General features: G+C 40.9%; 19 protein-coding genes and 1 pseudogene. 9 read left to right on the forward strand and 11 right to left on the reverse strand.

Annotated elements, in window-relative coordinates; translation table 11 throughout:
- Position 1: 1 nt before the first annotated feature.
- From ACGEDC_RS03435 to ACGEDC_RS03470, 8 genes and pseudogenes are all read right to left on the reverse strand, one after another.
- Entirely contained in the window at positions 2-634 is a 633-nt protein-coding gene (locus ACGEDC_RS03435; protein WP_055023682.1) for an NADH:ubiquinone reductase (Na(+)-transporting) subunit D, read from the reverse strand.
- The gene (locus ACGEDC_RS03440; RefSeq protein ID WP_055023681.1) at positions 634-1,428 is read right to left on the reverse strand and encodes a Na(+)-translocating NADH-quinone reductase subunit C; all 795 of its coding nucleotides are present in this window, start codon (positions 1,426-1,428) and stop codon (positions 634-636) included. Before ACGEDC_RS03440 ends, ACGEDC_RS03435 begins: the two co-directional genes overlap by 1 nt.
- Positions 1,418-2,620 (reverse strand): NADH:ubiquinone reductase (Na(+)-transporting) subunit B, encoded by a 1,203-nt coding sequence (locus tag ACGEDC_RS03445; RefSeq protein WP_055023680.1) that lies wholly within the window; start codon positions 2,618-2,620, stop codon positions 1,418-1,420. Before ACGEDC_RS03445 ends, ACGEDC_RS03440 begins: the two co-directional genes overlap by 11 nt.
- A 1-nt stretch (position 2,621) precedes the next feature.
- A pseudogene (locus ACGEDC_RS03450) lies at positions 2,622-3,955 on the reverse strand (Na(+)-translocating NADH-quinone reductase subunit A).
- Between the two features lie 425 nt (positions 3,956-4,380).
- Entirely contained in the window at positions 4,381-6,450 is a 2,070-nt protein-coding gene (locus ACGEDC_RS03455; protein WP_394496439.1) for a TonB-dependent receptor domain-containing protein, read from the reverse strand.
- A gap of 193 nt (positions 6,451-6,643) precedes the next feature.
- On the reverse strand, positions 6,644-7,153 hold the full coding sequence (gene luxS, locus ACGEDC_RS03460; RefSeq protein WP_055023678.1) for an S-ribosylhomocysteine lyase: 510 nt from the start codon (positions 7,151-7,153) through the stop codon (positions 6,644-6,646).
- Between the two features lie 330 nt (positions 7,154-7,483).
- Positions 7,484-7,783: a BolA family protein gene (locus ACGEDC_RS03465; RefSeq protein WP_055023677.1), complete on the reverse strand. Its 300-nt coding sequence runs from the start codon at positions 7,781-7,783 to the stop codon at positions 7,484-7,486.
- Positions 7,784-7,927: 144 nt separating this feature from the next.
- Positions 7,928-8,605: an alpha-ketoglutarate-dependent dioxygenase AlkB family protein gene (locus tag ACGEDC_RS03470; protein ID WP_394496442.1), complete on the reverse strand. Its 678-nt coding sequence runs from the start codon at positions 8,603-8,605 to the stop codon at positions 7,928-7,930.
- A gap of 293 nt (positions 8,606-8,898) precedes the next feature.
- Here ACGEDC_RS03470 and ACGEDC_RS03475 point away from each other — a divergent pair, with 293 nt between their 5' ends.
- The gene (locus ACGEDC_RS03475) at positions 8,899-10,623 is read left to right on the forward strand and encodes a sensor domain-containing diguanylate cyclase (RefSeq protein WP_394496444.1); all 1,725 of its coding nucleotides are present in this window, start codon (positions 8,899-8,901) and stop codon (positions 10,621-10,623) included.
- A 26-nt stretch (positions 10,624-10,649) separates the two neighbouring features.
- Here the strand turns inward: ACGEDC_RS03475 and ACGEDC_RS03480 are convergent, their stop codons facing one another.
- On the reverse strand, positions 10,650-10,952 hold the full coding sequence (locus ACGEDC_RS03480; RefSeq protein WP_394496447.1) for a winged helix-turn-helix domain-containing protein: 303 nt from the start codon (positions 10,950-10,952) through the stop codon (positions 10,650-10,652).
- Between the two features lie 235 nt (positions 10,953-11,187).
- On the opposite strand from ACGEDC_RS03480, the gene ACGEDC_RS03485 reads away from it, so the two are divergent.
- Together ACGEDC_RS03485 and ACGEDC_RS03490 are read left to right on the forward strand one after the other, a co-directional pair.
- Positions 11,188-12,012, forward strand: coding sequence for a PH domain-containing protein (locus ACGEDC_RS03485; RefSeq protein ID WP_394496449.1), 825 nt, complete (start codon positions 11,188-11,190; stop codon positions 12,010-12,012).
- 36 nt (positions 12,013-12,048) lie between these two features.
- Positions 12,049-13,677 carry a PH domain-containing protein gene (locus ACGEDC_RS03490; protein ID WP_394496451.1) on the forward strand — a complete coding sequence of 543 codons (1,629 nt, stop codon included), beginning with the start codon at positions 12,049-12,051 and terminating at the stop codon, positions 13,675-13,677.
- Between the two features lie 119 nt (positions 13,678-13,796).
- On the opposite strand, the gene ACGEDC_RS03495 is transcribed toward ACGEDC_RS03490, so the two are convergent.
- Positions 13,797-14,228 carry a universal stress protein gene (locus ACGEDC_RS03495; RefSeq protein ID WP_055023671.1) on the reverse strand — a complete coding sequence of 144 codons (432 nt, stop codon included), beginning with the start codon at positions 14,226-14,228 and terminating at the stop codon, positions 13,797-13,799.
- A 337-nt stretch (positions 14,229-14,565) separates the two neighbouring features.
- On the opposite strand from ACGEDC_RS03495, the gene ACGEDC_RS03500 reads away from it, so the two are divergent.
- From ACGEDC_RS03500 to ACGEDC_RS03520, 5 genes are all read left to right on the forward strand, one after another.
- Positions 14,566-15,990 carry a coniferyl aldehyde dehydrogenase gene (locus ACGEDC_RS03500; RefSeq protein WP_394496454.1) on the forward strand — a complete coding sequence of 475 codons (1,425 nt, stop codon included), beginning with the start codon at positions 14,566-14,568 and terminating at the stop codon, positions 15,988-15,990.
- An 89-nt stretch (positions 15,991-16,079) separates the two neighbouring features.
- Entirely contained in the window at positions 16,080-16,769 is a 690-nt protein-coding gene (locus tag ACGEDC_RS03505) for a TetR/AcrR family transcriptional regulator (RefSeq protein WP_394496456.1), read from the forward strand.
- A gap of 121 nt (positions 16,770-16,890) precedes the next feature.
- Positions 16,891-18,000: an alkene reductase gene (locus tag ACGEDC_RS03510; RefSeq protein ID WP_394496458.1), complete on the forward strand. Its 1,110-nt coding sequence runs from the start codon at positions 16,891-16,893 to the stop codon at positions 17,998-18,000.
- Between the two features lie 57 nt (positions 18,001-18,057).
- Positions 18,058-19,146, forward strand: coding sequence for an alkene reductase (locus tag ACGEDC_RS03515; protein WP_394496460.1), 1,089 nt, complete (start codon positions 18,058-18,060; stop codon positions 19,144-19,146).
- A 177-nt stretch (positions 19,147-19,323) separates the two neighbouring features.
- The gene (locus ACGEDC_RS03520) at positions 19,324-19,809 is read left to right on the forward strand and encodes a VOC family protein (RefSeq protein ID WP_394496462.1); all 486 of its coding nucleotides are present in this window, start codon (positions 19,324-19,326) and stop codon (positions 19,807-19,809) included.
- A 289-nt stretch (positions 19,810-20,098) separates the two neighbouring features.
- Here ACGEDC_RS03520 and ACGEDC_RS03525 read toward each other — a convergent pair whose 3' ends face one another.
- Complete coding sequence (locus tag ACGEDC_RS03525) at positions 20,099-20,482, reverse strand: MAPEG family protein (protein WP_055023665.1); 384 nt, start codon at positions 20,480-20,482, stop codon at positions 20,099-20,101.
- A 517-nt stretch (positions 20,483-20,999) separates the two neighbouring features.
- Between ACGEDC_RS03525 and ACGEDC_RS03530 the strand changes: the two genes are divergently transcribed.
- On the forward strand, positions 21,000-21,458 hold the full coding sequence (locus ACGEDC_RS03530; RefSeq protein ID WP_065108679.1) for a hypothetical protein: 459 nt from the start codon (positions 21,000-21,002) through the stop codon (positions 21,456-21,458).
- Positions 21,459-21,528: the final 70 nt, after the last annotated feature.

A 21,528-nucleotide genomic window follows, 5' to 3' on the forward strand; every position in this document is an offset into this window, starting at 1 on the left:
CTTACCCTTTCGCTTCTACTTGCTCTGGCTTGTAAGTACGGATAATCCAGATCAACATACCGATCAAGAAGAACGCACTAGGAGGAAGAAGTAACAAACCATTTGGTTGGTACCAGCCACCGTCAGAGACCTTGCTTAGGATTTCAACACCAAATAAAGAACCGTTACCAAATAGCTCACGGAAGAAGCCAACTGATAATAGGATTGCACCGTAGCCTAAGCCGTTACCGATACCGTCCATAAAGCTCATTAAAGGTGGCGTTTTCATCGCATAAGCTTCTGCACGACCCATTACAATACAGTTAGTAATAATCAAACCAACGAATACTGATAACTGCTTAGCTACGTCATAGGCGTAAGCTTGCAATACTTGGTCAACCACGATTACTAACGAAGCAATAATCGTCATTTGCACAATAATACGAACACTGCTTGGAATGTGATTACGTAAAATCGAAATAAATAAATTCGAAAATGCGGTCACTGCAGTTAACGCTAATGTCATTACAATAGCGGTTTCCATTTTCGCGGTAACAGCTAGCGCACTACATACACCCAGAATTTGCAGAGCAATTGGGTTGTTATTAATGATAGGTCCAGTCAGAACCTGTTTAAGTTCTTTAGCATCAGCCATTAGCTAAGTCCTCCATTGCGTGCTTTTTCGATAAAGCGTGCAAAACCTTCTTCACCTAACCAGAAAGTTAATGAATGCTGAACACCATTACTTGTCAGTGTCGCACCAGATAATGCATCTACACCGTGAACTGAAGAAGCGATAGTTGGAACTTTAGTCACTTGAATAGCTAAGTTGCCATTGTCATCATAAAGTTTCTTCCCTTCCCACTTCGCAATCCATTGTGGATTTTGAACTTCGCCACCTAGACCTGGGGTTTCACCAGAACCAGTGAAGTCGTAATACACTAAACTACGAATCGTGTTCATATCAGCTTCAACTGCTAAGAAAGCAAACATGGTTGACCATAAACCGTAACCTTTAACAGGAATAATAACGGTTTGTAGAGCATTGTTATCATCTTTTACAAGATATATAACACCTTGATTCGCTACACGTTTAACAGAAGCAATATCGTTCTCAGGCTTGAAAGAAGTCGCTGGAGTTCGCGCTGCTTTTTCAACATCAAACGTATCAGCATCACCATCTACAAAGTCACCCGTTTTTAAATCAACTAGACGAGCTTCAACGTACTTATTGTACTTTTCGATGATAACGTCTTTCTCTACTTTGCCAGCTTTAGTATCCACTAAGCCCGCAGCTTCAAGAATATACTTTTGCTTATCTAATAATTTATTTTGTTGTTGAGTCGGCTTTAATAATACTGCTGCAGTCGAAACAAACATTGAGCAGACAAAGCACAAACCAATAACAACAAATAATGTTTTGCCGATTGATTCTTTATTACTGGCCACGTGAAATCCTCCGCTTAACATTTGCTTGAACCACAAAGTGGTCAAATAAAGGTGCGAATAAGTTAGCGAATAGAATTGCTAACATCATGCCTTCAGGGAATGCTGGGTTAATAACACGGATAAATACCGCCATCGCACCAATTAACAGACCGTAAGCCCATTTCGCATTATTAGTAAATGAGGCTGAAACAGGGTCAGTCGCCATAAACATCATACCGAAAGCGAATCCACCTAAAACAAGGTGCCAATACCATGGTGTTGCAAACATAGCGTTGGTATCACTACCAATAACGTTAAGCAATGTTGAAACCGCAATCATGCCAAGTAACACACCACCAATGATGCGCCATGAAGCAATACGGGTATAAACGATAACTGCGCCACCAAGTAAAATAGCAAAGGTAGACACTTCACCTACAGAACCAGGAATGAAACCGAAGAATGCGTCCCACCAATCCTGCGTTAAGCCATATTCTAATGTGCCTTGTGCCGCTTGGCTCAGTGCAGTAGCACCAGAGAAACCATCAGCAACAACCCATGACGTGTCACCTGACATGTTAAGTGGGTAAGCAAAGAATAGGAAAGCACGACCAGCTAATGCAGGGTTAAGGAAGTTACGACCTGTACCACCGAAGACTTCTTTCGCAACAACCACACCGAAGGTAATACCTAGTGCAACCATCCATAATGGAATTGTTGCTGGCAGTGTTAATGCAAAAAGAATCGAGGTAACAAAGAAACCTTCGTTAACTTCATGGCCACGAACAGAAGCGAAAAGCACTTCCCAGAAGCCACCGACCGCGAAGGTCACCGCGTAAATAGGTAAGAACCAACAGGCGCCATACCACATCAAGGCTGCAACGCCAGAATCTGCGGTAAGCTCAGTTCCAAACAAGCTAAATAAGCTAACTTGCCATACATCTGGAGTAGCAAAGCCAGCAATTAACGCATCTTGCGCTTGTAAGCCAACGTTGTACATACCAAAGAACATCGCAGGAAAAGTACAAGCCCAAACCGTAATCATCATACGCTTAAGGTCAAGGTTATCACGCACGTGCGTGCTACCTTTGTTTACTTTACCCGGAGTGTAAAACACAGTCGCAGCCGCTTCATACAGGGCATACCACTTTTCGTACTTGCCGCCTTTTTCAAATTGCGGTTCAATACGCTCGATAAAATCTTTCAAGCTCATATTAGCCTTCCCTCTCGATCGTATCTAAACAATCACGCAGGTATGTACCATAGTCATACTTGCCCGGACATACGAAGGTACACAATGCTAAATCTTCTTCGTCTAGTTCAAGTGCACCTAGCGCCGCAGCACCATCGTAATCACCAGAAACTAAGTCACGTAGTAGCATTGTTGGTAAAATGTCTAGCGGAACAACACGCTCATAATTACCAATTGGCACCATTGCACGGTCAGAACCACCAGTACTGGTCGTCATATTAAATAAACGTGAACGGTTTAAGTGGCCTAAGAATGCACGTGTAATAGAGAATTTGTCGCTACCAGGCATCGCCCAGCCAAACAATTCTTTTTCAGTGCCTTCAAGCAACAAACTGATTTGTTGATGATAACGACCAAGGTAAGCATGAGGACCTGCAGCTTGACGACCACTTAATACTGAACCAGAGATAACACGTACAGCATTACCTTCTACCTCATCAGCGGTAATTTCAGTTGTGCTTGCACCTAAGACCGTACGAATTAAACGTGGGTTCTTAGCTTGTGGGCCACCAATGGCAATAACACGTTGAGTGTTAAGTTCGCCTTGAGTAAATAGCTGACCGATTGCAATCACATCTTGATAGCCAACATGCCATACAGTGCGTGTTGCAGATGCAGGAAGTAAGTTATGAATATGAGTACCCACTAAGCCAGCAGGATGCTTTCCAGCAAACTCTTCAACTTGTGCATTCCCAGAAGGAATATCCGCACCAGGTGCTTTAGCCAGGAATACTTTGCCTTCAGTTAACTTAGCAAGTAGGGTCAAACCGTTTGCGAAGTCTTCTTTGTGCTCAGCAATCACAACGGCAGGATCTGCAGCTAGTGGTTGGGTATCTATTGCGGTGACGAAAATACCAGCAGCGACTGAGTCAACAGCAGGTACTTTACTGAAAGGGCGAGTACGCAAAGCTGTCCATAGACCTGATTCAATCAAGTTCTCTTTGACAACAGCTGCATCTAACGTGTTTAACGCATCAGCACTGTATTGAGTAAAGCTGACTTTTTCATCACCTTCAACTTCAATAACTACTGACTGAAGTACACGTTTCGCACCCCGGTTAATTTCTAATACAGTCCCACTAGCTAAAGCAGTATATTTAACGCCAAGGTTCTTTTTGTCTTCAAAAATTACCTGACCTTTTTAACTTTATCGCCAACCTTGATTTTCATCGTTGGACGTAAGCCAATATACTCTTCACCCAAAGTGGCGACATTCTTAATGGCTGGGCCATTATGGATAACTTGCTCTGGGCCACCTGCTAGAGGTAGTTCCAATCCTTTCTTTATTGTAATCATATCCACAAGCACTACGTTTGAAGGAAAGACAATGCGCCGCGTTCCTACCCAAAAAAACAAAGTGTTAACAAACACTTCAGTGTTGAGCTAGCGCAGATTTATCACGGAAATGCGATCGCAATCACGCTGGTCGCGCGCATTTTACCCCAAAATGTGCGCTATCGCCACGAAAATAATAGGTGATTGAAATTTTTGATTGTTCATTTTTAAACAATTACACCTATTTAGGGTGTGGAATAGGCCGATAAATAGCGATCCGATGCAATATTTCAGTAACAAGGGCACTATAGCATTAATTTTAAAAGAATTAATATAAGAAGTGTTTTATCTATTTGTTAACAAATGTAGCGTTTAGCATAGGCTAAAATAGCCCATGCTAAAGCGCTTTTAAAACAGTAAGGTAGGAAGGTTGACACTCAAATTAATTAGAAACGCGCTTGGTACCCCACATAACTCAGCATTTCACCCTGCGAGGTAATCCCTAAACTTGATTGTTGACTGACTAAATTTTCATCAAGCACATTTTCAACACGTAGATAAATTTCATGCACATTCGATAAATGATAATTTGCAGCAATATCAACTTTCCACTGGCCATCTATTTTTTCACCACCAGAAATTGCCGTAGCATAACCCAGCTCTGATTGATAAAGCGCTTGTGTCATAAAGCTAAAGTCCCCTACTACAACACCCGTGCTCAAGGCAATTTGCTGTTCAGGAACCCAAGGTAATTGCTCACCTTCAACGTAAAGGCCAATAAGTTCATTGACACCAGATTCACCAAACTCTGCTTGGCTATACTGATATTGAACCGATAACGGTATCGCAAACGAATCAAAACTAAATTGGTAATCGGCAGATAGATCGACACCATTTGCTGTTACGTCTTCGATATTGACCTGCATATAACGTTGTGAGAAATCGCACGCCATGCTCCACATACAAGTGACATGCTGATTATCAAAGTCTTGTATGTATAAGTTAACACCAAGATTCAATACTTGGGTTTGATAAGTAAAACCAAGTTGATAATGCATTGACTCTTGCGCTTTCATCTCAGCATTACCTGCAGATGCAGCAGTCCAAGACTGTTTTGCAGCAAAAGCGGCTTTCCAGTTACCTGTTGTATAAGCTATTTCAAGAGACGGGATCCAACCATCATCAGAGAAGTCAGCTTCTTCAACACCATAAGCTTCCACTCCAACTTCACGAGTTGTACTGACACTCTCGAAGGCCACACCAAGGTTAAATGACAACGCGCCGTAGTTTAGCTTTGCATCTGCAGTTGTCGTGAAAACATTCACATCATCTACATAAGCCATAAGCGCTTTATCCACCGATACGCTTGATAAACTTCTATCAATATTCCATAGCCAGTCTTGTTGGCCAAATTTCATTTCTGCTTTATCTGAATGATATAAAGCGCCGTAGGTGACTTGATGAGCACCGTATTGACTGACGCCTTCGGTTTGTAAACCATAACCAGCATAATGATTATCTTCGAGCATTGAGGCTAAGTTTGCCGTTGCAGAAGGATTGGCATCCATCGCAGCAATGGCTTGCAACTCTGCTACACCAATCGCAACGCCTTCTAAACGATTCAGTTGCGAGATTTTTTCATCGTAGGACTGATAATAAAAATCTGACACCATTTGAGTGCCACCAGTTAAGTCAACCACATGGCTAACTTGATACTTATGCCGTTTACCTTCTTGCTGATCGTTTTGAGTTGCTGAGTAGCGGGTAGCGGGCTTACTGTTCCAGTCTTGTGCAATTAGGCCAACATTAGAATAACCACTTTCAGAGTCGGTATACTGATACATGAACTCGGTTTTTTGTGGGTTACGCGCACCAACTAAGCTATCAGCATTAATCTTGAACATGATATCGGTTTGCGTTTTTTCATTATCAAATTGACTGGCAAAACCTACTTCTTCAGCCGTATTTTGATAATCAACCCCAAGCAACATGCCATATTCTTTATTCAAGCCGCTGGCAATTGCGCCAACATGCCCATCGCCATTATCGTTAATTTCAATATTGGCTCGGCCCCCCATTTCATTAGGGCTAATTTGCGCCGTTGTGTAATTAACATGACCAAATGCACCCATCCCGCCCTTAGTCACATCTGTCAGACTTAAAGCAGCGATAGACTCTTGTAATACTAAGTTAGGTTGCAGTACTAAATGAGGCGCTGCATAAGGAGAAGGAGAAAAGCTGACTCTGTCTTGGGTCACCGCAACGCCATTAATTGCTCCACGGTGGGTCACTGTTGTTGTTTGGTTTGTCGGCAATACAGTCATGCCTGATAATGCTAAAGGAATATCACTATCACGATAATGCAAAGACGCAGTCTGAGGTTGAGTGAGAATAACGCTATTATTTGATTCATCCATCGCAGCTGTAACTGAGGCGGCTGCATAAGTTGAACCTGAATGACAAACAAATAGCACAGCAGAAGCAATTACAGACAAGCTGAATTGACTTTTAGACATGGTTAACTCCCAAAATACATCATCGGCACCGTAGAGTTCGGTCCCTTATTGTTATGAAAAAATCCTTCCATTGACTGATAACAATAACGTTTTCATACAAATAAAAACAGTATTTTAATAAAAAATTAACCACTAAAAAACAAAGCGGCCTAAGCCGCTTTTATCAAATACCTAATGGGATCATTAGCAACAATTATAAAGTCCCTAAAATATCATCACTCAATTTTAAGTCATCATTACGATTCACACTTACACCCGCTGCAATAATCGCACGTGCAATATCTTGTGCTTGCTCTAATGAATGCATTTCGAAGGTGCCACATTGATATTCGTTTAACTCGGGAATTTCAGTTTGTTCAACTACTTTTAGTACATCTTCCATCGCAGCCAACCATGCATCAGCGACGATACGCTCAGATGGCACACCAATTAGGCTCATATAAAAGCCCGTTCTACATCCCATAGGGGAAATGTCGATAATCTCAACATTGTCTCCATTAAGATGGTCACGCATAAAGCCTGCAAATAAGTGCTCCAAAGTATGGATACCACGCTCACTTAGAATATCTTTGTTAGGGGTGCAAAAACGTAAATCAAATACTGTAATGGTGTCACCTTTTGGTGTGCTCATATGCTTCGCTACACGTACAGCTGGTGCTTCCATTCGAGTATGATCAACGGTGAAACTATCAAGTAAAGGCATTGCTTATTCCTTAAAGTGGGTGAAATCTTTTGGCATCATAGCATCAAAATTAACAGCAAGCAGCTAGGCCTATTTCAGGCCTACATTAATCTTTAACAATGATTGATGACACTGTTATGACAAACTATCAGTAATGGACAAACAAGCCCCAAATAGCCAATAAATCCCACATCAAAGCCTAGAAAACACTCAGTTAATCCATAATAATATGAAAATAACTCATGTAAAAAATAAGATAAAAGATTTGGTTTAGTAAATGTAAGGCAATAAAAAACCCCATACGAAAGATGAGGTTTAGGTCATGTGTTAATCGCTAATTGTTAAGCTGTATTAACCTTTGCAGTTTGGTGTTTTTGGCACACTGTCTAGCGCTTGCCACTCTTCTTGTGTATAAGCATTAATCGACAGCGCATGCACTCCATTAGCTAACTCTTCTGCTAGCACAGCATTGACAGCACGGTGTCTAGCAATGAGACGCTGAGCATCAAACTTGTCGCTGACGACAACGACTTTAAAGTGGGTTTCAGAATTAGGCGGCACATGATGACGATTGCTTTCATTAAGCACGTCTAAATGGACAGGGCTAAAAGATTGGTTCAGTTTTTCGGTAATAACGTGTTCAACTGACATAACAAGCTCTTTTTATCTACATCGTAAAAAGTGAAGACTACTGATTAACGTTTCAAAAATCAAACTTGCAACAACCCAACAAGATCCAGTTGGCAAAACAAGTTTACGATTACGTCTTGTATACTTTATCTACTGCTCACTCTCTTACCCACCCTGATGAAATCCCACAATCATTTGCCTAAAGGTAAAATTAATTCTTGGCTCATTCACTTTTAGGCGTTTAGGTATGGCGTGTTGCCACTCATCTTGCATACCTGCATGCATGATCAGTAAGTCGCCACAGCTAAGTTCAATGGCGTGTTTATGCCGTGTTTGCATGTGTCTCATAACAAAAGTACGACTGGCTCCTAATGTTAACGATACAATATCTGAATTGGCAGCAATCTCAGGCTCGTTATCACTGTGCCATCCCATGCAATCTTGTCCATTTTCATAGCGATTAACCAACACGCCATTGGTCATGATATTAAATTGCGACTCAAGTATTTGTCTTACTTTCAGCAATACAGGTGGCCAAGGTTGTGGCTTTATCATGAGTGATGAATATTGATATTCGCAACCTGAATCACCAAACCAGATCTGGGAGCGTGGAATAGGATGTTGCTTGCCAAATATCGTTACGATCGGTTTTTCAAATTGATATGAGTTCGCTTCTTGAAGCAGTGAAGTTTGCAATGGTAAAGGTAAGAAGTTGGCTAAATATGTAATGGGCGCAACAGATAAACTTGCCTCAGCAGTTTGATTTTCTCCGATATCATCAGCCCCCTGAGTAGTACAACTCACTGGTTGAGAGTTAACAAGTTCAAATCCTAATTGTTTCATGCTAAATAACCTGCCTTTGTATCACTTTATGATGATGCACAGCATCTAACCTGACCGTTGTGACTAATCCTTTAGTATATAAACAAAATTGATACGCATTTATGATATTAAGCTTAGTTATATTATGAGAGTCTAAATTGAGCTAGGCTTGTATATTATACTTATTTAGCTAAAACGTTCACTCAGAGCGATATGGATTTATACCCTGTCGCCATAAAGTTGGATTACTTTTTGCAAAAAAGTAATAAATGGATTTCTCGATGACATCATAACAATGGCATGTGACCGCATTTATGAAATGGATATTGACGCTGATTATTTGTTTATTTATCTGCATGAACCCTAACGCCGTTCACGCCAAAGAACTGTATTTATCTGATAAACACAACAAGCCTATCGGTTTATCACTTAAGCAATATATTGAAGATGAGCGACTCAATGCCTCACAAGCATATTCGTTATTACAGCAAGGCCAGTTTAGTCCTGTCAGTCAACATATCAGTAATTATGGTATCAATGCCAAACCAGTTTGGTTAAGTATCACACTCATTAATAACAGCCAAACAGAACAAGAAAAAACCATTCATATCGATAACTATTGGCTAGATGAAGTCAGTAGTTTTTGGTTTGCGGATGATCACATCATCCATTTTGAGCACCAAGGTGACTTATCATTGTTTTACCAACAAGAGTCACAGCAGCCTAGTTTTAATTTTAACTACCGCTATCCACCAGGTAAAACCACGGTGTTAATTCGGGTGCAAACCCCTGATGCTATGGTTATCCCAGTGTATTTATTCGACCAGCAGGAAATGGCTAATAAAAATGCCTTCAATGCTTATAGCTATGGTTTTTTGTATGGCTCAATCACTGCGTTATTAATTTATAACTTTATTTTATATGTTGGTCTTCGTCTAAAAAGCTACTTATTTTACAGCTTATATTTATTGAATTTTTTGCTGCTTAATTTTGCCTATAGCGGCCATGGTTCATTATGGTTATGGCCAGATTCACCGATATGGCAACAATGGTCTATCCCGATACTGATGGTCAGCTTTTGCACCAGTGGGATACTGTTTGCTTGCCACTTTTTACGACTTAAATTTCAACTCCCCACTTTAAATAAAATTCTCAAGAGCCTCTGTATTATCTTTCCGGCACTAATGCTGCTTGCTGCAGTGCTACAAGACCGAGTTTTAGGACTCATTTTTGCGTTTGATTTAATGCTGCTGTTTAGCGGTTTGATGATCGTGCTGGGAATACTGTCACTGAACTTTGGTAACATCTCAGCAAGATTTTTCTTAATCGCCTCAATTTCGTCAATGATCGGGATTGCCATTACCTGTCTTGCCGTTTGGGCTTATATCCCATTCAATCAATTTACCTATAGGGCTGCAGAGCTCGGGGTGTTTATTGATGTATTACTGCTCGCACTGGCATTAACAGAACGCTTTAGACGGGTAGAAAACGAAAAAACAATTGCCGAGAAAATGGCTAACATGGACCCGTTAACAAGGTTGAATAATCGCCGAGCTTTTTACCAATTAGTTGAGCCTCAATTTACAGAAAGGCAAGTCAAAAAAGCAGCGTCTATCTTGATGGTAGATATCGATCGTTTTAAAAGCATTAATGATACCTATGGGCATAATTTTGGCGATGAAGTGCTGGTTAAAGTCGCAGCATTAATCAGAGATACATTACGAAAGAACGATATTTTAGCGCGCTGGGGCGGCGAGGAATTTATTATCTTTTTACCTTACACCCAAGAGCAAGAAGCCAGTACCCTAGCAACAAGGCTGTGCGAAAACATTGCTAAACTCTCCTTTACTCAAAGTCAGCAAAAGGTCAACGTCACAGCCAGTATTGGCATTGTCACCAGTTGCAGTGCCATCAACCAATTACCTATGCTTATTGAGATCGCCGATAAACACCTATACCAAGCTAAGCGAGCTGGCAGGAACCAGATTTCAGCGGGCACATCCCCCAGCAAGGAAAGAATAGATAAATTAGCGACCTAGATAAAAGAGGGAATCCCCTACTACCATTAAGGTATCGTAATCGCTAATTGTGTTGTCATACACACATAATTTTGCTCTAACCATTGCGGGTTAATGGGGCCCCAATCATCAATTTTATAATAACCAGCATTGTGACGTTCACCCTCTTGAATAAACTGAACCGTCACACCAATATCAGACATTGATGCCAATGTATCTTGAATGGTTCTGCGGGGCATTTGGGTCATTTTATGCAAAGATAATAAATTATGTTTATCTTGGCTAATCAAATAGCAAAGATAGAGTTTTCGCAAAAATGCTTTATGTGCTTTAGAAACAGTTTGAGTCAATTTCGCCTCTTTTTTGATGAAAATAATAGTTAAATACCAACAAAGGAGCCTTTGTCTTATACTTTCAAAGTAAAAGATTATTGCATGAATATAAAGCTATTTTAGTCACTTAAGCTTACATGAGTGCTCAAAGACCTTTTCGACTTACTGCACAAGGCTGCTATGTCTGATTAGCATTACCCTTTACATTGCAGCCTAACATTGAACCCTGACATTGCAGCCAATGAGCATATAAATGACAAAAATTGATGATAAAAGCCAGCTTGAGCCAACACAATGGCAACCATACAACGCGTTAACGTTAACTCCCGTTGATAAGCGCTACCCCATACAAGCCGCGCTTCAAATCAGTATTATTGTGCTAATCATTCTAACCGCCATCATGGTGCTGATGAATATTCAGCACACCCAACCACTCGCAGATATCCTGATTGCTATTACTGCCATAACGTCTATTGGCACTCTTTGGATCTCACTGAAGTATCTAGCTGCAAAAAAGGTCTATTACGGCGTACTCAAGCATGAACTTGTGATGAGAAAAGGCTTGTGGTGGGTAAAAACCACCACCCTACCTTTTAGCCGACTGCAACATGTCAGCTTGTCGCAAAACCCGATTCAGCGACAGTTTAACTTAGCGACGTTAAAATGCTTCAGTGCAGGAAGTGGCGCTGCAGAAATTAACTTACCCGGCTTGAAGTTTGAAACAGCAGAACACCTAAGACAACACTTACTGCATAGAGCGACTTCGCACCAACAAGACAAATCAATACCTGAACAAGTCAAAACAGAGCTTCAATCAGACAGCACAATGATTAAGCCAGACAAAACGGAACATCAATCAGACAGCATAGAGATTGAGCCTGACAAAACGGAACTTCAAACAGACAACACAGAGATTGAGCCTGACAAAACGGAACTTCAAACAGACAACACAGAGATTGAGCCAGACAACACAGAGCATCTGCAGGTCGAACAACAGTTTATCCCCTCTGCCCAACAAACATCAGTCCAACAAACATCAGCAGAAAGCCTGTTATCTCACATCAAACGACTCAATTAGCAACCGCTGAAAATAAGCTAAAGTCGGAAAAGCAAGATGACTGAACCTTCCCAACAAAGCAACAATCAGCAATCCATGGACAAATTTAGTCAGTGGCAAGCTTTATCACCTTGGGCCATGCTCAGTTTCAGTTTCGGGACTGCAAAAGCCATTTTATCGAATGGTTATGCCATGATCCCAATTGTCTTCGCAGGTTGGAAAAACGGCTTTGATTTATCCTTTGCAATGATTGCTGCACTATTTCTGATTATCTCGTTAACCGTGTTTTCATTTATACAGTGGAAAAAATACCGTTTTAAGCTTGTTGATAATCAATTGAATATTAAGCGAGGACTACTGTTTACTCGCAAAGACGAGATCCCATTTAATAAAATCCAAAATATTCGCTACGAGCAACCTCTGTATTTTAAGCCCTTAAAGCTAGGAACGTTAATCATTGAAACGGCAGGCTCAAAAAATGATGAAGCACATCTTGCAGCAGTGGACTCAACTACCGCCTATAAAATTAAGCAGCAACTGTTACAGGTAACAGCAAATAGTCTTGAGGAAAACGGCAATAATGAATCTTTATTGGATCATGATGATGCCTGCAGTGAAAATGATGTAACCAACTTAGCGACACGAACTCATGCATTCGATAATACAGATCCAGCAAATAATTCTAGCCAGTCACTGCCGAACATTATTATTAAGCGCAATTTATTACAGCTCATCAAATTTGGATTTTATCAGAATAACCTTATCTGGCTCGCCGTTATCGCAGGACCAATCTTAGGACAAATACAATGGGAAACACTCGCCGAAATCCCGTTTTTTCAACAACTTTGGCATAGTATTATCACGTTAAGCGGTGACAATATTATCCTACAAGTGAGCATCATTTTACTATTAATAGCCTTGGTATATTGCCTGTTCGCTTTGATTTCTATTTTTTCTGCCGTACTAAAATATTTTCCCTTCACCATAGAGAAGCGACAACAAACTCTGCAAAGAAGTGGCGGAGTCATTTCACATCAGCAAGATGCATTAGCGATTAGACGTATTCAACTTGTACAAATCAGCCAACCTGTATTAGCAAGGTTATTTAATGTTTGGACTGTGTATTTAAAACAAGTAAAGGGACAAGAAGTTGAGCAAAAAACTGAACAGCACATGCTCATTCCTTCAGTCAAAACCACAGAGCTACAATCTACCCTTGGCAAAATAACCGGACTTGCAGGCGGCTCGTGCAATGTTCCGCGTCAGTATCAGTCAATCGCATTTGCTTGGTTTTTACGGCGAGGGTATTTGCCGTTCATTCCCGCTGCGATTTTGTCACTGTTTTTGGGCGCCAACTTAGCAAGTCTACTAATTTGTGTATCCGCAGTTGTTGTCAGTGGGCTTATCTACTTGCGCTACCGACAATGGGGATATGTTATTGATGAGGAAGCGGTATGGCAACATAGTGGATTGTTCAGTCGAGAATGGAAGCGCATTCCTTTTACTAAAGTTCAGCATGTCACCCTCACGCAAACTCAAGGACAAAAACAAAAAGGTTATGCGTACCTGACATTAGGATTAGCCAGTGGCGAAATGACTTTGCCTTATATTAGTCAAAGCGATGCGCAATATATATCGGAAAAAGCCATGATGGCGACAAAGTATGACACCACTAATTGGATTTAAGCCTAGCTACCAATAACATTATAAAGACGTTTTTATCCGCTAAAGTCACGATTAAATAAGCTTAATCGTGACTTCTCGCTTTACAAAACAACTCACATATCGAGCGGAGTGCACGCTAACTATTTCACAACCAGTACTGGACAAAGCGCTTGATTGGCTACTTCCTCCGCGACATTGTCATGGAGAAAATGTGCTAACCCTGTTCGGCCATGACTAGCGATCACTACCATACCAATATCACCGCTATTGGCTTCTGCAACGATTTCTTCAATTGCATCACCACGACGAATTAGGGTTTCGACGGGTAAGTCAGTTTTAAGCTCAGCTAATAAACCGCGCATTTTATCTGCAGCGGCCTGCTCCATACTTTTTGCTAACTCTTCTGGTGTGATGGCGAGAATCATATAATTCTCATCACCTAGAGGCTGATCAACCACATGAAGAATACGAATTCCAACTTGATATAAGTTTGCCATTTCGATGGCATATCGCAAAGCATGAGAAGCCGTCTCAGAAAAATCAGTCGGCCATAATATATTACGTGAACGCATAGTGACGCCCTCTTGTAGATTGAAAAAAGTTAAAATTTTTCAGCTAACTAGGTGTTACTGATACCGCCTAAACAAGACTTAATGTGACAATATCCATAGGCAGAATATCAACACATTTTTAATTAATACTTAAATCTCGTGTGGCTTACGTTAATTACTATCTCCTAATAAAAGTGTAGTGTAAAACACTAATTTGCTCCTTGAGCTGTATCAACTTCTGTGACTCAAATTATCTAAAACTTGCCTTTTGATGATTTATAGCCCATATTAAACCGACTAATCAGTCGGTTTAATTTTAAACGATAACTAGGCTGCAGAAAAACACTAGGAGAAGCAGATGAATATGGCGCTCAATGAAACACATCAAACCTCATTGAAACAACACCTCGACCTACAGCGACAGGCTTACAACTCAATGCCAGCACCTAGTTATCAGTCAAGAGTCAGCAAACTTGAACAGCTCAAAGCTGGATTATTGGAGCAAAGTGAGCAATTTGTTACTGCTCTCGCTGCCGATTATGGTCATCGCTCAAGTAACGACACCATGATTTCTGACATCATGCCATGTGTAAATAACATCAATTACACGCTGAAAAACCTTAAAAAATGGATGAAACCAAATCGTCGTCATGCAGGCTTACTTCTCGCGCCTTCATCTGTAACGGTTCACTATCAGCCATTGGGTGTTGTCGGCATTATCGTCCCATGGAATTTCCCTGTGATGTTAGCCATTGGCCCACTAATAACCGCCATTGCTGCTGGTAACAGAGCTATGTTGAAAATGTCTGAATTTACCCCAGCGACCAACCAAGTGATTAAAGCAATGTTGGCAAAAATCTTTAATGAAGATGAAGTTGCAGTCATTGAGGGTGAAGCTGATGTAGCAGCGGCATTCTCTGCCCTGCCTTTTGATCATATGCTTTTCACCGGTTCTACCACAGTAGGTCGTCACGTTATGCGTGCTGCGGCCGATAACCTCACGCCAGTCACACTTGAACTCGGCGGAAAATCACCTGTTGTTATTGCACCTGATATTGATATTGCCACGGCAGTCGAGCGACTCATTTACGGTAAGTGTTTAAATGCTGGCCAAATCTGTGTCGCACCTGATTACATTTTATGCCCAGAAGATAAGGTTGATGAACTCATCAGTGAATATCAAAAACGCTTCAATAAGATGTACCCTGACTTTGACTCTAACCCTGATTACGGCAATGTCATTAATGAACGTCAATATTCGCGTTTATTAACTGTATTGGAAGACGCTAAACAAAAAGGTGCGCTGATCCACTCTGCAACCGAATACAACATTGATACTAATGTTCGAAAATTACCGACTCAATTAATCACTGCTACCAGCGATGATATGACCGTGATGCAAGAAGAGATTTTTGGCCCCTTGCTTCCTATTGTGAGCTATAAAAATATTGATAATGCGATCGGATATATTAACCAACGAGAACGTCCATTAGCCTTATATATCATGAGTTTTGATAGATCAACCCAGCAACACATCGTTCAGCACACCCATTCGGGTGGCGTTTGTATAAACGATACAGTGTTTCATGTTGCTGCAGATGATGCACCTTTTGGCGGTATTGGCCCATCAGGCATGGGACATTATCATGGTAAAGAAGGTTTTTTGACATTTAGCCATGCCAAAACAGTCCTTAAAAGTGGCAAGTTTAATTCTGGTTTATTCGTTCATCCTCCTTATGGAACAAAAATCCAAGCGCTATTGATGAAGATGTTTTTACGTTAATTCAATGTGGGTGCAATATATCCTCACCCACTTTATTCTAAGCCTAAGTAAAACAAAGAATATAAATCAACATAGGAAATCGAACGCGTATGTCAGCCACCATAAAACCTGCCGCAACAGATAAAAAACAAGCTATTTTAGATGGCGCGCTACAACTGTTTGTCGACCAAGGCTTTCATGGCACTTCCACGGCTTCAATAGCAAAAACAGCAGGGGTAGCAACAGGTACCTTATTTCATCACTTTCCTTCTAAAGAAGCCCTATTGAATCATCTCTTTGTTGTGGTAAAGCAAGAGTTTGCTGATTCGCTTACCCATTCGATGACGCAATCCTTATCGCCAATCAATGATAAAGAGGCTTCTTTAGAGCAATTGATTACTGATATAGATTTTCATACCAGTAACTCTATTTCAGCCGATGTAAATAACGCAGCGACATTAAAAAGCAGCGCCAATACACTGTGGCAACATGCGATTGATTGGGCACTGTTAAATCCAACCAAACAAAAATTTTTCCTGCAGTTTTCTTTATCATCTGATATTGATCCCGAAATCCGCTCTCAAGCGATGAACAGTATTTTACATTTCATTATTGAGCTTATCGCTAAAGGTCAGCAACTGAATATCATTGCCGATTTTCCAATCACATTAATGCTTGAGAATTGCCATGGTCAATATTTAGCTGCGATTCGCTACTTCACCGATAACCCTCAGTGGGGCCATGATAAAGTCCATCGTGAAGCAAGTTTTGAACTGTTTTGGCGCTCAATGAAGTTGTAGCGCTGAAATTACAGTATTTACTTTTGCATATTTAACAAAAGTTATTTGTATCATTTGCTGTTTTTGCAATGAGTTCTTGCCGTTATGATTTCCTTCATTAGCCCAATGTCGAGGAAAAATCATGACAGCAGCACTATTTAATCCAATCAAATTAGGCCAACTTACGTTGGCAAATCGCATTGTCATGCCCCCCATGACCCGCTCAAGAGCGAGTTTGCCTGATAACAGCGCAAATGAAATGATGGCAGCCTATTACGCTCAGCGAAGTTCAGCAGGACTTATCATTGGTGAGGGCACACAAATATCCCCTTTAGCACAAGGCTATGCTTGGACTCCAGGAATATATTCATCAGCCCAATTAGATGGATGGCAAAAAGTCACCAAGGCTGTACACGCCAACAATGGGGTCATGTTTGCTCAATTGTGGCATGTTGGTCGTGTTACTCACCCGCAAAATATTGGTGGTTTGCAACCTATTTCATCCTCTGCAATTAAAGCGAATAACGTCAAGGTTTTCATCGACGATGGTACCCATGCTCCCGGTTTTGTTGATGTGGTAACCCCACGCGAAATGACACAAGCAGATATTGATACAGTGATCGCCGAGTTTACACAAGCGGCTAGCAATGCAATTAATGCAGGTTTTGATGGTATTGAACTTCATGCCGCTAATGGCTATTTGATTAACCAGTTTATTGATTCTGAATCTAATCACCGTACTGATAAATATGGTGGTAACTTAACGAATAGACTGCGATTTCTTGATGAGGTAATTAGCGCAATGGCTGCAGCTATTGGTGCCGACAAAATTGGTGTCAGGTTAGCACCACTCACGACACTTAATGGCACTGTCGATGCCAATCCAGAACAAACCTATGTTGCTGCAACTGCGCTGTTAAATAAGCATAATATTGCGTACTTACATATTGCAGAGGCCGACTGGGATGATGCCCCCGTTATGAGTAATAGCTTTAAAAATGCCATACGCAATGCCTTTGCCGGAGTGTTGATTTATGCGGGTAAATACACCGTTGAACGAGCAATCTCAGCTATCGAATCAGGTGTGGCTGACATGATTGCTTTTGGTAGACCATTTGTCGCGAACCCAGACCTGCCATCTCGGATAAAACACGGTCAACCTTGGGCAAATCATGATCCACAAACCTTGTTTGGCGGTAATGAAAAAGGTTTAACTGATTATCCCACGTTTTCAGAATCAGAAAGCGCCTAATCACCTTAGGTGTTTCATTTTAATTTGCATTTTTATCAACAATCATCAGGAATTGTTATGTTATTTACCGAATTTGATTTAGCAGGTTCAAGGCTTGCTAACCGCATTACTATGGCACCAATGACACGTTCACGCACCAGTCAGCCTGGCGATGTGCCTAACGCATTGATGGCAACTTACTATCAGCAACGAGCCAGTGCGGGGTTAATTATTTCTGAGGGAACGCCAGTTTCAGCAGTGGCCAGAGGATACTCACTGACACCTGGCATTTATACACAAGCGCAAATAGAAGGTTGGAAGTTAGTCACCGATGCCGTACACCAAAAAGGCGGTAAAATTTTTACTCAACTTTGGCATGTTGGCAGACGCTCTCATACTGATATTGCTGGTGAGCAACCTGTTGCTCCTTCAGCGATAAAACAAGCAGATAAAGTCTATGGTCCTCTCGCTGACGGGGGATATGGCATGGTTGAAACCTCAGTACCTCGTGCTATGACGCAAACTGATATCGACCAAACCGTTGCGGATTTTGTCCAAGCAGCAAAAAACGCAATAGAAGCGGGGTTTGACGGTATTGAGCTCCATGGTGCACATGGCTATTTACTCGACCAATTCATGCGTAAAGTCAGTAATCAGCGACAGGACCAATATGGCGGCAGTCAACGAAACCGTATTAGATTGACAGTGGATATTATCAACGCTGTTGCTGATGCCATTGGTGCCAATAAAGTCGCAATACGCTTATCGCCTTTGGTAGGTGAAGGCTTTAGTGAAGTTGACAGTGATATTATTGACGTCACAAAGTTGCTGCTTAAAGAAATTGCCCCACTTAATTTAGCTTATGTGCATTTTTCTGAAAATATTGGTGAATACACAGAAGCAACAGATCACTTTAGACAAGAGATACGAGCTATATATCCTCACACCATTATGGTCGCTGGTAAGCTAACACAAGAAAGCGCACAAACATTATTAACCAAAGGCTATGCCGATTTGGTTGCTTTTGGCACGCCTTATGTCACAAACCCTGACCTAGTGGAACGCTTTAAACACAACAAACCACTCGCTGAATTTGATGCCGATGCAAGATTAACCTTATATGGTGGAAATGAAGTTGGTTATACTGATTACCCAACAGCGTCTTAACAGCACACTCACTCATCTTTAAAGGTGAGTGAGTTTTTTGGCGTGAATCATCCACTCTCCCCATAAATTAATAACAAAAAATTATTAAAAATATAAAATTTGATAATTTTTAATCAGTGCGATATCGCCATATACTTCACTCATCAAAACGAACCAAACATTATTAAGGTGAAGCAAATGAAGATGAGTCATGTAGGTATTATGGTCAGCAACATGGATAAAGCGATTGAGTTTTATACCAAAGCATTGGGACTAAAAGTCGTAATGGGAAAATCTGCTGTCATCGAAGAAAAAGAAACCGCCATTGGAGCCATGTGTATCGCTGTATTTGGCGAAGGGTTTAAAGGCTTTAATATTGCCCACCTAGTAACCACTGACGGAGTCGGTTTCGAACTATTTGAAATGAAAGACAGAGAAGAGCGTCATCATGTCGACTTCTCAAAAATTGGTTTATTTCATTATTCTCTGGAAACAGATGATTTTGAAGGTGTCATTGAACGCGTAAGACAATATGGTGGCAAGACTCGAATGGAAACCATGCGATATCACCCAGAAGATGACAGCAAACCTTATAAAATGGTTTATTTAGAAGATCCATTCGGTACTTTATTCGAGTTATATTCTCATTCTTATTCTGAAACCTACTCTTCTGAATACGAATAAAGCCACCGCCCCATTGCAGTATTTGCCGTCAATAATGTTGACGGCTTTTTCGTTTTTACTAACCATTATCTGGGCTGCAGATATTGATAAAGTGCAAACAACTAGGCTTAGCTATATTTCTGTGAACATTTAATAATGAGCTTTCTTAGCCATTGATAACGGAGATCATTTAAGCGAGAACAAAACCAGTACATTGCCACCTGAATCAGTTCAATTAAGTAAGTTGTTTTAACTTAACGTATTGGTGATATTAATCCGCTAACCTAATCTAAATTGAATTTAGTGCCGACTAAAACGCCTGCCAAAAAATCCCGAACGAACTGAAAATAGCCACAAACCAAGAAAGCGATCTAAGGGTTGATAAACCTTTGATATATAAGATGTGATAGGCCGCTCTTGCGACCACATGTACTATGGCTAACGTGCTCACTGTCGAATTAACATTGTCTGTAGCAATTGCCGTTAGACAACAAATCCCAAACACAATGAGTGATTCAAATGCATTTTGGTGCCCTGCAAGCGCCCTAGCACCGAGTCCTGTTAGCTGGGATTGCTGCGCGCGAGGATGTGCATTGTCATACCCACCTAGTTTTGCCATCGCAACAGCAACGGGGCCTTTAGCAAAATAAGGCAATAATAAGGCGATAAAAAGACAAATAAGTAATGTTTGCATGGTGCTTCCTAGCTTGCAGTAATCAATGAGCGGATAGTAAAACATTTTTTTATACGTATAAAAACCCATTTCAGCTCATCGCAGCGGCTTCAATTAATCTCACCAGTTAATCCAACAACAAATAGGTCTAAGGCCAATATTGGAGCTCTCCTAACCACAATGACGGCTTAATTGGATATTCATTAGCTAAAATCCTAGCAATTGGGCTTCATTAGTTGAAAAAGTTTAACTAACAAATGTTAATAAAAAGTCATTTAAAATCAAACTGTAACGAAAATTCTTTCTTGTCATTTACCTTATTTCTTCGATAACAAATTAATTTTTATGAAATATCTGTAACGCCACCACGGTCAATATAACTACCTGCTATTAAGACAGATAACCGCGGATAGTATCGTTTAACAAGTAGGAAGATAGTCAAAGGAAGGCATGGAAGTGTCTACGATCTTACTCATTAGCAAAACACTAGCTCATCAAAGTCTCAATTTGTACTGATGAGTTAATGCAAGGAAATATCATGAATACTAAAGCACAAACCGCACTATCAGGTGCAGCGCTAGCCATGGCAATGGCCGGGTTATCTGGTCAAGTCGTGGCAGGCGAATCAGATACCTCTCCGGTTACAGCGGGTGAAACTGACTTAGTCCATTGTTATGACGTCAACATCTGTAAAGGACACAATGACTGCGGTACAGCTGACAATGCTTGTAAGGGTCAAGCGAGTTGTGAAGGCACAGGTTTTGTTGCCATGCCGTCTAAAGCGTGTAGCGATGTTGGCGGGAAAATAAAAGATGATTGGGTTGGTAAAATAACCAAAGCTGATTTGGTCCATTGTTACGGTGTTAACGTATGTAAAGGACACAATGATTGTAAAGGTGCTGACAATGCCTGTGGCGGTAAAGCAAGCTGTAAAGGCACAGGCTTTGTGAATACAACAGCAAAATCATGCGCCGATATCGGCGGTAAAACTGGCTAACGTTCAAGCCTGAACAACTTTTAAGCTTAATCGACAACACGAGTTGTAATAATGGCTTGGTAAGATTCAT

The sequence above is a fragment of the Shewanella sp. ENK2 genome, from assembly GCF_043568515.1.
Classification (GTDB): domain Bacteria; phylum Pseudomonadota; class Gammaproteobacteria; order Enterobacterales; family Shewanellaceae; genus Shewanella; species Shewanella japonica.